The organism is Paracoccus sp. UBA5162, from assembly GCF_002413585.1.
In the GTDB taxonomy this organism is placed as follows: domain Bacteria; phylum Pseudomonadota; class Alphaproteobacteria; order Rhodobacterales; family Rhodobacteraceae; genus Paracoccus.
In genome coordinates this window covers 1-8358 of record NZ_DHXG01000051.1, presented here as the reverse complement: position 1 = coordinate 8358, position 8358 = coordinate 1, and the positions used below count along the sequence as shown (strand labels likewise).

The following is an 8358-nucleotide window of genomic DNA, read 5'->3' as shown; positions in this document are numbered from 1 at the left end:
CCGCCCTTGACGTTGAAGCTGAAGCGCCCGGGCTTGTAGCCGCGGGCCTTGGATTCGGGCAGCCCGGCGAACCAGTCGCGGATGGGCGTGAAGGCGCCGGTATAGGTGGCCGGGTTCGACCGGGGCGTGCGGCCGATCGGGCGCTGGTCGATGTCGATGACCTTGTCCAGATGTTCCAGCCCCTTGATCGTCTCGCAGGGGGCCGGGGTCTGGCGCGCCCCGTTCAGGCGCAGGCTGGCGGTCTTGAACAAGGTCTCGATCGTCAGGGTCGATTTTCCGCCGCCCGAGACCCCCGAGACACAGACGAACTTGCCCAGCGGGAATTCCGCCGTGACATCCTGCAGGTTGTTGCCTGTGGCCCGGACCACGGTGACCTTCTTGCCGTTGCCCTTGCGGCGTTCGGACGGCACCGCGATCTGGCGCGCGCCGGACAGGTATTGACCGGTCAGGCTGGCCGGATCGGCGGCGATCTGGTCGGGCGTGCCCTGGCTGACGACGCTGCCGCCATGCACGCCCGCGCCCGGACCCATGTCGAAGACGTAATCGGCGTGGCGGATCGCGTCCTCGTCATGTTCCACGACCAGCACCGAATTGCCCTGATCACGCAGGTTCATCAGCGTGCGCAGCAGACGGTCATTGTCGCGCTGATGCAGCCCGATGCTGGGTTCGTCCAACACATACAATACGCCGGTCAACCCGCTGCCGATCTGGCTGGCAAGCCGAATCCGCTGTGATTCGCCGCCCGACAGCGTGCCCGCCGCGCGTGACAGCGTCAGATAATTCAGTCCGACATTGACAAGAAAACCAAGGCGTTCGCGAATCTCCTTCAGAATCGCGGCGGCGATCTCGTTCTTCTGCTTCGACAGATGTTTCGGCGCGTCCTCGACCCAGTCCAGCGCGTCCTGGATCGAGCGTTCCACGACCTGCCCGATATGGTCGCCGGCGATCTTAACGGCCAGGGCCTCGGGCTTCAGGCGATAGCCGTTGCAGGCGCCGCAGGGACGGTTGTTCTGATACCGCTCGAATTCCTCGCGCACCCATTGGCTGTCGGATTCACGAAGACGACGCTGCATGTTCGGGATCACACCCTCGAAGACGCGGCTGATTTCATAGACCCGGCCGGCATCGTCGAAACGGAACTTGATCTGGTCTTCGCCCGATCCGTAGAGGAACATCTGCCGGACATGGTCGGGCAAATCCTTCCACGCGGTCTTCTTGTCGAAGCCGTAATGCCTGGCCAGCGCGTTGACGGTCTGGGTCAGATAGGCCGATTTCGACTTGGCCCAGGGCAGAATCGCGCCCTTGTCCACCGACAATCCGGCATCGGGCACGACAAGCCGTTCGTCGAAGAACAGCTCGACTCCCAACCCGTCGCAGACCGGGCAGGCGCCGAAGGGCGCGTTGAAGCTGAACAGCCGCGGCTCGATTTCCGGAATGGTGAAGCCACTGACCGGACAGGCGAAATTTTCGCTGAAGGTGATGCGGAGCGGATCGCCCTCGGCGGGTGCGGTTTCCAGCACGGCGATGCCGCTGGCCAGATCCAGCGCGGTGCGCAGGCTGTCGGCCAGCCGGGTTTCCAAGCCCTCGCGCACGACGATCCGGTCCACCACCACATCGATGTTCTGGCGGAATTTCTTGTCCAGGGTCGGCGGCTCGTCCAGGTCATGGAATTCGCCGTTGACCTTGACGCGCTGGAAGCCCTGCTTCCTAAGTTCCAGAAACTCCTTGCGATATTCGCCCTTGCGGTCACGCACGATGGGCGCCAGCAGATAGGCGCGGGTGCCTTCTTCCATTGCCATGATCCGGTCGACCATGTCCTGGACCTGCTGCGCCTCGATCGGCAGGCCGGTGGCGGGGCTGTAGGGGGTGCCGGCGCGGGCAAAAAGAAGCCGCAGGTAATCGTATATTTCCGTGACGGTTCCGACAGTTGACCGGGGATTCTTCGAGGTCGTCTTCTGTTCGATGCTGATCGCGGGGGACAGGCCGCTGATGTGATCCACGTCTGGCTTGCCCATCATGTCCAGAAACTGCCGGGCATAGGCCGACAGGCTTTCGACATAGCGGCGCTGACCCTCGGCATAGATCGTATCGAAGGCGAGGCTGGACTTGCCGCTGCCCGACAGCCCGGTGATGACCACCAGCCGGTCGCGCGGAATATCCATGTCCACGCCTTTCAGATTGTGCTCGCGCGCGCCGCGAATCTCGATGAACTTCTGTTCCATGAAGCGAGCCCTTGACCGACCAGTCGCATCACATAGTCAGGCGGGTTGAAAAAGCAACCGGCTTACGAGAACATATACAGAACGCAGATGCAAGCAGCCGCGGAAAGATCCTGTCTGGATCATCAGGGCGGGATTTGTCGGTCGAGGCGAGGGTCGATCCGGATCGGGCGATGACCCGCAACCCTTGGCTTCGGCCCAGGAAAGGAGAGGCGCCGATTTGCGACCTTCGGAGCGGCCGGGACGCCGACGCTTGCGCTGCGGTGCGGCATGGGTAGGATGCTGCCGACGATGACAGGGGGACCGGCATGTTCAACAAGATTCTGGTGGCCAACCGTGGCGAGATCGCAATCCGTGTGATGCGGGCGGCGAACGAATTGGGCAAGCGGACGGTCGCGGTCTTCGCCGAAGAGGACAAGCTGGGCCTGCACCGCTTCAAGGCTGACGAGGCCTATCGCATCGGCGAGGGGCTGGGCCCGGTTGCGGCCTATCTGTCCATCCCCGAGATCATCCGCGTGGCCAGGGAATGCGGCGCGGATGCCATTCATCCGGGCTATGGGCTGCTGTCCGAGAATCCCGATTTCGTCGATGCCTGCGCGGCTGCCGGGATCACCTTCATCGGCCCGAAGGCGGAAACCATGCGCGCGCTTGGCGACAAGGCCAGCGCCCGGCGCGTGGCGATCGGGGCCGGGGTGCCGGTGATCCCCGCGACCGGGGTGCTGGGCGAGGATTTCGACGCCATCAAGCGCGAGGCCGCCGAAATCGGCTATCCGCTGATGCTGAAGGCGTCCTGGGGCGGCGGCGGTCGCGGCATGCGCCCGATCAACGGCCCCGAGGAACTGGTGGACAAGGTTCGCGAGGGCCGGCGCGAGGCCGAGGCGGCGTTCGGCAATGGCGAGGGCTATCTGGAAAAGATGATCCTGCGCGCCCGCCATGTCGAGGTGCAGCTTCTGGGCGACGCGCATGGCGGGCTGTATCATCTGTATGAACGCGACTGTACCGTGCAACGCCGCAACCAGAAGGTCGTGGAACGTGCCCCCGCGCCCTATCTGACCCAGGCGCAGCGCGACGAGGTCTGCAATCTGGCCCTGAAGATCGGGCAGGCGGTCGGCTATGAATGCGCCGGCACGGTCGAGTTCCTGATGGATATGGATGACGACCGGTTCTATTTCATCGAGGTCAATCCGCGGGTCCAGGTCGAACATACCGTCACCGAGGAGGTGACCGGCATCGACATCGTGCAGGCACAGATCAAGATCGCGGAAGGATCGACGCTGGCCGAGGCAACCGGCGCCGCCTCGCAATCCGACATCACCCTGTCGGGCCATGCGGTGCAGTGCCGGGTCACGACCGAGGATCCGCAAAACAACTTCATCCCCGATTACGGCCGCATCACCGCCTATCGGTCGGCCACCGGCATGGGGATCCGGCTGGATGGCGGCACCGCCTATGCGGGGGGCGTGATCACGCGCTACTACGATTCGCTGCTGGTCAAGGTCACGGCCTGGGCGCAGACGCCGGAACAGGCGATCAGGCGGATGGACCGGGCCCTGCGCGAATTCCGCGTGCGCGGCGTCAGCACGAATATCGATTTCGTCATCAACCTGCTGAAACACCAGACCTTTCTGGACAACACCTATACGACCAAGTTCATCGACACGACCGATGATCTGTTCACCTTCAAGAAGCGGCGCGACCGGGCGACCAAGATCCTGACCTATCTGGCCGACATCACCGTGAACGGGCATCCCGAGACCGCAGGCCGGGCATTGCCGCCGGCGCAGGCTCATCCGCCGGTTCCGCCAGCGCCGCTGGCCGATCCGGCCCCCGGCACCAGGCAATTGCTGGAGGAAAAGGGCGCGCAGGCCGTGGCCGACTGGTTGGCCGCGCAAAAGCAATTGCTGATCACCGACACGACCATGCGCGACGGGCACCAGTCGCTGCTGGCCACGCGGATGCGGTCGATCGACATGATCCGCATCGCGCCCAGCTATGCCGCCAACCTGCCGCAGCTCTTCAGCGTGGAATGCTGGGGCGGTGCGACCTTCGACGTGGCCTATCGCTTCTTGCAGGAATGTCCCTGGCAGCGGCTGCGCGACATCCGCGCCAAGATGCCCAACCTGATGACCCAGATGCTGCTGCGGGCCAGCAACGGGGTGGGTTATACCAATTATCCCGACAATGTGGTGCAGTTCTTCGTTGGTCAGGCTGCGGCATCGGGCGTGGACGTGTTCCGCGTCTTCGATAGTCTGAACTGGGTCGAGAACATGCGCGTCGCCATGGATGCGGTGATCGAGACCGGCAAGATCTGCGAGGGGACGGTCTGCTATACCGGCAACATGCTGGACCCGGATCGGTCCAAGTATGACCTGCAATATTATGTAGAAACGGCGAAAGATCTGAAATCTGCCGGCGCGCACGTGCTGGGGCTGAAGGACATGGCGGGCCTGCTGAAACCCGCCGCCGCGACGATCCTGATCAAGGCGCTGAAGCAAGAGGTCGGCCTGCCGGTCCATTTCCACACCCATGACACAAGCGGCATGGGCGGCGCGACGATCCTGGCTGCCGCCGCGGCGGGCGTCGATGCGGTTGATTGCGCGATGGACGCATTGTCGGGCAATACCAGCCAGCCCACCATCGGGTCGGTCGTCGAGGCGCTGGCGGGCACCGACCGCGATACCGGCCTGGACATCGGCGCGATCCGGTCCATCAGCAACTACTGGGAGCGTGTGCGCGAGAATTACGCGGCCTTTGAATCCGGCCTGCAATCGCCCGCATCCGAGGTCTATCTGCACGAAATGCCGGGCGGCCAGTTCACCAACCTGAAAAGCCAGGCGCGGTCGATGGGGCTGGAGGATCGCTGGCACGAGGTGGCCCAGGCTTATGCCGACGTGAACCGGATGTTCGGCGACATCGTGAAGGTCACGCCCTCGTCCAAGGTGGTAGGCGACATGGCGCTGATGATGGTGTCACAGAACCTGACCCCCGCCGACGTGCTGGATCCGGAACGCGACATGTCCTTCCCCGATTCCGTGGTGGACATGATGCGCGGCAATCTGGGCCAACCCCCCGGCGGCTGGCCCGAGGGGATCCAGAAGAAGGTGCTGAAGGGCGAAGCGCCCATCACCGACCGCCCCGGCGCGCATCTGGACCCCGTCGATCTGGAAGAAACGCGGACGAAAGTCCAGGCCGAGATGGAGGGCAAGCCCGTCGACGACGAGGATCTGTGCGGCTATCTGATGTATCCCAAGGTCTTCCTCGACTATATGGGCCGTCACCGCATCTACGGGCCGGTGCGGACGCTGCCGACGCGCAGCTTCTTCTACGGGATGGAGCCGGGTCAGGAGATCGCGGTCGAGATCGACCCGGGCAAGATCCTGGAGATCCGCCTGCAAGCGCTGAGCGACACCGACGAAAAGGGCGAGGTCAAGGTATTCTTCGAACTGAATGGCCAGCCGCGGTCCATCCGCGTGCCGAACCGCAAGGTGGCCGGCAGCGCCGCCGCGCGGCCCAAGGCCGATCCGGCCGATGACACCCATGTCGGCGCGCCCATGCCCGGCGTCGTGGCCTCGGTCGCGGTCAGTCAGGGTCAGGCGGTCAAGCAGGGCGACCTGCTGCTGACCATCGAGGCGATGAAGATGGAAACCGGCATCCATGCCGACCGCGACGGCTCGATCAAGGCGGTCCATGTCGGCGCCGGTCAGCAGATCGACGCCAAGGATCTGCTGGTCGAAATCGAATAGGATCAAGGGCAATGCCGGCAAAGAACGATCCCGGACCCGGCCCCGACGAATCCCGGGCGCCCTGGCTGGACGCGCCCGGCCACCGGGCCTTTCTGATCCGCGACGCCCATCATGCGCTGGATTTCTTCGATGCCAGCCCGCGCGATGACGGCGGCTTTCACACGCTCGATTCCGCCGGCCGGCCCTTGCCGGACGGCCTGCAGGAACTGCATACGACCACCCGCCTCGTTCATTCCTACGCGCTGGCGGGGATCGCGGGCCGGCCGGATCGCGCGGGCATCGTGGATCGCGGCATGGACTATCTGTGGCGCGGTCATCGCGACGCCGATCATGGCGGCTATGCCTGGTCATGTGACCAGGCCGGGATCGCGGATGGGACGAAGCTGGCTTACGGCCATGTCTTCGTGCTGCTGGCCGCCTCCAGCGCGGCGATGGCCGGCCATCCCGATGCCGGCCGGCTGCTGGCCGACATTTCCGAGCTGCTCGACCGGCATTTCTGGGATCCGCAGGCGGGCCTTTTTCGCGATGAATTCACCCGTGATTGGCAGCCCTTCTCGGATTACCGGGGAATGAACGCCAACATGCACGGGGTCGAGGCGCTGCTGACCGCTTTCGAGGCGACGGGCGAGCGCGATTATCTGCGCCGCGCGGGCCGGATCCTTGATTTCTTCGTCAGCCGGACCGCACGGGTCGAAGATTGGCGCATCCCCGAACATTACAGCGCCGATTGGCAGCCTGATCGCGCCTATGCCGGCAACCCGATGTTCCGCCCCGCCGGCACCACGCCCGGCCATTCCTTCGAGATGGCGCGGCTGCACCTGCATCACTGGGATCTGGCCGGCCGGCCCGGCAACGACGCCCCGGCCGAGGCCCGCGCGCTGGTCGAAACCGCGCTGGCCGACGCCTGGTCCGATCATGGCGGTCTTGCCTATACGCTGCATTTCGGCGGCGCGGTGGACAATCCGACCCGCTTCTGGTGGCCGGTGACCGAGGCGATCGGCGCCCTGGCCGCCCTGGCGAAACTGGAGCCACGCGAGGACGACGAGAAATGGTATCGCCGACTCTGGCGCTTTGCCGATACGCGGCTGATCGACCACGAGGCGGGCGGCTGGTTCCCCGAAGCCGATACCGGCTGTGGCCCTGCCACGGGCCAGTTCAGTGGCAAGCCTGACATCTACCACGCCTTGCAGGCCGATCTGTTCGCGCTGACGCCGGGGCTGTCGCGTCATGCCGAGGGATTGCGCATCGGCCAGCCCCTGGCCCTGACCGGCGGGTTTTCGCATGGGCGGTGATGCAGGATCTGCACATTTTGCCCCGCGCTGCCTATCTGGATGATCCAGGACAATGAAAGACAAGCCGTGACAACTGCTGACATCCGCGAGGCGGGGCCGATCCTGCATTTCCGCAGCCACGACGCGGCGGGGCTGTCCCTTGCCGCGCTGAGCGTCCGTCCGGAAGGTGCGGCCGCGCCCGGCCCGGTCGAGACGAAGACGGCCAAGATCGCCCCGCGACGGATCGCCCGTCTGGCGGGGCTGGATTTCTGGCGCCACGATTTCACCCTGGCGGTGGGCGAGGACGGCTATCGGCTGGACGGCCGGCTGCATCCGGTCGCGACACGGCTGGAGGGCGATCTGCGGATCGGATTCGTTTCGTGCAACGGCGAGGAGGACGGCGATCTGGATCGCGATCCGCAGGAACGCAACCTCATGTGGTCGCGGCTTCTGGAACAGCACGAGTCCGCCCCCTTCGCGCTGCTGCTTCAGGGCGGCGACCAGATTTATGCCGATGAGGCGACGAAAGGCCACCCGCTCAGCGAGGATTGGCCCGATTCGGTGCCCCCCGATCCCGGCGCCGAGGCGCTGGAGGGGCTGCGCGCGCATCTGCGCGACCGTTTTGCCCGACGCTATCTTCGGGTTCTGACCGCCGATCCCTGCGAACGGCTGTTTGCCGAAATTCCGGCGCTGTCGATCTGGGACGATCACGACATCTGCGACGGCTGGGGATCTCAGCCCGCCGAATCGACCCATTCGGCAGTGGGTCGGCTGCTGTTTTCGGTGGCGCGCGAGATGTATCTGCTGTTCCAGCACGCCGCCACCGACGCGGATATTCCGGACCTGTTCTGGGAGCCATCGGGGCGCAACCTGGGATGGCGGCGCGATCTGCCCGGCCTGACGATCTTCGCGCCCGATCTGCGGTCGCAGCGCGAGCGGCGGCAGGTCATGGGCGAGGCCGGGTGGCGCCCGGCCGAGACACTGGAAAGCGACGCGGCTCACGTCTTCATGGTTTCCAGCGTGCCGCTGCTGGGGCCGCGCCTGTCGCTGCTGGAATCGGTGATGGCGGTCATCCCGAAGATGCAGCACTACGAGGACGACCTGCGCGACCAGTGGCAAAGCCGC

The 8358-nt window shown here is 65.1% G+C and carries 4 protein-coding genes; 3 read left to right on the top strand and 1 reads right to left on the bottom strand.

Annotation, left to right across the window (positions count from 1 at the left end):
• Window positions 1-2222 (bottom strand): excinuclease ABC subunit UvrA (uvrA, locus tag B4A72_RS07150; RefSeq protein WP_292978276.1); only part of this gene is annotated, 2222 nt, incomplete at its 3' end.
• Between the two features lie 305 nt (window positions 2223-2527).
• Between uvrA and B4A72_RS07145 the strand changes: the two genes are divergently transcribed.
• The 3 genes from B4A72_RS07145 to B4A72_RS07135 form a co-directional block, all read left to right on the top strand.
• The gene (locus B4A72_RS07145; protein ID WP_292954909.1) at window positions 2528-5962 is read left to right on the top strand and encodes a pyruvate carboxylase; all 3435 of its coding nucleotides are present in this window, start codon (window positions 2528-2530) and stop codon (window positions 5960-5962) included.
• Between the two features lie 11 nt (window positions 5963-5973).
• On the top strand, window positions 5974-7254 hold the full coding sequence (locus tag B4A72_RS07140) for an AGE family epimerase/isomerase (protein ID WP_292954912.1): 1281 nt from the start codon (window positions 5974-5976) through the stop codon (window positions 7252-7254).
• Window positions 7255-7320: 66 nt separating this feature from the next.
• On the top strand, window positions 7321-8358 hold a 1038-nt coding region (locus B4A72_RS07135), incomplete at its 3' end, for an alkaline phosphatase D family protein (RefSeq protein ID WP_292978275.1).

Coding starts and splice junctions, on each gene's coding strand:
- B4A72_RS07145 (WP_292954909.1), top strand. CDS start 2,528: ATGTTCAACAAGATTCTGGTGGCCAACCGTGGCGAGATCGCAATCCGT.
- B4A72_RS07140 (WP_292954912.1), top strand. CDS start 5,974: ATGCCGGCAAAGAACGATCCCGGACCCGGCCCCGACGAATCCCGGGCG.